General features: G+C 32.9%; 1 protein-coding gene. It reads right to left on the reverse strand.

Annotated features, from left to right (window positions below):
* Positions 1-690: 690 nt before the first annotated feature.
* Complete coding sequence (locus F6K54_RS41220; RefSeq protein ID WP_293090282.1) at positions 691-2,034, reverse strand: tetratricopeptide repeat protein; 1,344 nt, start codon at positions 2,032-2,034, stop codon at positions 691-693.
* Between the last annotated feature and the right edge of the window lie 793 nt (positions 2,035-2,827).

A 2,827-nucleotide genomic window follows, 5' to 3' on the forward strand; every position in this document is an offset into this window, starting at 1 on the left:
TCTGGGCTGTTTCATTCTCAATAGACACGGGGACACGGAGAAACGGAGACACGGGGATAGAGGCTTTTAAGCGACGTTGAACCAGATATACTCTCAGAGCTTAAAGACGCGTACTTTGCTGAAAAATAGGCAAATTTTGGTAAATTTCCCTATTCTCCTATCCCCATTACTCCCATTCTCCCGCTCATCGTTAACTTGCAATACTTTGAAATAGCCCTGCCCTCCCAGGAGGGGAAGACAGGAGAAATGGGAATGTAGAGGAGGTAGGAGCTAAGTTTTGTCTCTAAATTTTTCTGCCATAATCGTCCCAAAATATTAGCTTTTTGAGCTTTTTCCACCGAAAAGCTGGTACTTTTTTCAACTCTAAAACGCTAAAACCAATATCTGTCAATACTTTTAGAATTAATCAGCAAGCCCTAATTAGGGTTTGCTGAAAAAGTCTTATGGGTGAGGGTAGGAGACAGGAGACAGGAGACAGGAGACAGGAGAAATGGGAATTATAGAGGAGATCGTAGTAAGAATCGTCCCTAGATTTTTCTACCCAATTATTGAGCAAAATCCGCTCTTTTTTGAACCATTACCACCTAAAACTTCGCACTTTTTGATACTTAAAAAGACACTTACCTTTATCTGTAAAGACTTTTAGATTTAATCAGCAAGCCCTAATTATTAATTATTAATTATTAATTATTAATTATTAATTTTTGAATACTCCCTTGCTGCCTCACGATCGCCTAACTGTTCAAAAATATAGGCTATTTTTTCGTAAGCTTTATGGTAATCTGGTTTAATTTGTATTGCTTTTTTGAAACATTCAACAGCATCAGACCAATTTTCTTGTTGAATATATGCTTGTCCTAATGATGTGTATAACCAACAGGAATTAGGATTAATTTCAATAGCTGTTTGATAATTAATAATTGCCTCATCTAGTTGTCCTAGTTCTTGTAAAGCATCTGCTAACTTACGATAAAATAAATAGTTATCTACTTTTAATTCTATAGCTCGACGATAAGCTGGAATTGCTAAGTGCCATTTTTTTTGTTTACTTAGTGCTTCGCCCATTTTATAGTGAAGTCTAGCTAAATTAGGATTAAGCTTGAGACCATTTTGATAAATGATAAGTGCTTGATTTATTTTTCCTTGCTTGAGTAATATTTCTCCTATTTTGCAATAAGCATCCCAATTTTTAGGGTTACTTTTAATCGCTAGCTCGTAACAAGTAATAGCTTGATTTAACTTACCCTGTTTATACAAAATATCTGCTAAATGTTTGTGAAGCCAAGGAAAATTAGGATTAAGTTCTATAGCTCGTTTAAATCCCTCAATTGCATCATCTAACTTGTCTATATCTTGGAAAATTTTGCCTAGTTTATAATAGAACATCCAGTTTTCAGGTAAAAGCTTAATTAAATTTTGATAACAATTAATAGCTGCATCTAATTCTCCTCGCTCTACAAAAATTTCTCCTAATTTAGAATAAGCTTCCGATAAATTAGGATTTAATTCTATCCCCTCACGATAATAAGTTATTGCCTCTTCCGTTTTACCCTCATTTAATAAAATATTCCCAGAATTAACTTTTTCCAAAGCAGTCTTTTCTAATTCAATTTTTTGAGCTTGAGACCAATATTTTTCTGCCAAACTTAAGTTACCTAATTTTTGACAAACCCTAGATAAATTTCGATAAGCACCAGGCAAATTTGGTTGTAATTCAATAGCTGTTTCATAGCAAGCTATAGCTGGCTGCCATTCATTTTGTTTAGCATATAAACTTCCAATATTTATGTATATCTCCGCCCAATTTGGCTGCTGCATCATAGCTTTTGTATACCAACTTATCGCCTCTTCTAACTTTCCCATTGCCTGTAATACATTTCCTAAAGTTTTACAAGTCAAAGGATAAACTGGTAATATTTCTAGAGATTTTTCACAATACAAATAAGCCTCATCTAATTTTCCAGCTTTTAAATAAGATTCTGCTTCTTGATATAAACTAAAAGCTGACATTTCTGGAGTTAAAGTTGAATACATATTTCTGTTTTAAACTTTTGAAAATAATATGATAACTTGATTGTAGCCTACCCAGATTTCAATCTCTCTTTTTTTGATAAAAATATCGGGTCTCAACCCTGGCTTTTTAAGATGATAAAAAATCTAATTATGCATCTTCTCGCCTCCCTATTCCTGGAAATACTGATAACTGTTAACTGATAACTGAATTTACTCCTAATCCCAGTTAAATTTCATTTCTAAATACTCTTCTAGGCTTTGGTTATGAATTTGGAAATAATCATTTAAACTCCTACAGATTTATGAATCAATAAATGTTTGAAATAATGTCATAACCTGATTGTATTCTACCCAGATTTTAATCTCTCTTTGTTTGACAAAAATATCTGGTCTCAATCCTGGCTTTTTAAGAGGATAAAAAATCTAATTATGCATCTTCTCGCCTCCCTATTCCTGGAAATACTGATAACTGTTAACTGATAACTGAATTTACTCCTAATCCCAGTTAAATTTCATTCGTAAATACTCTTCTAGTCTTTGGTTATGAATTTGGAAATAATCATTTAAACTTCTACGGATTGATGAATCAATAAATGTTTGAAATAATGTCATAACCTGATTGTATTCTACCCAGATTTTAATCTCTCTTTGTTTGACAAAAATATCTGGTCTCAATCCTGGCTTTTTAAGAGGATAAAAAATCTAATTATGCATCTTCTCGCCTCCCTATTGCAGGAAGTACTGATAACTGATAACTAAATAACTGAATTGACTACTAATCCCAATTAAATTTCATTCGTAAATACTCTTCTAG

Source organism: Okeania sp. SIO3B5, from assembly GCF_010692555.1.
In the GTDB taxonomy this organism is placed as follows: Bacteria; Cyanobacteriota; Cyanobacteriia; order Cyanobacteriales; family Microcoleaceae; genus Okeania.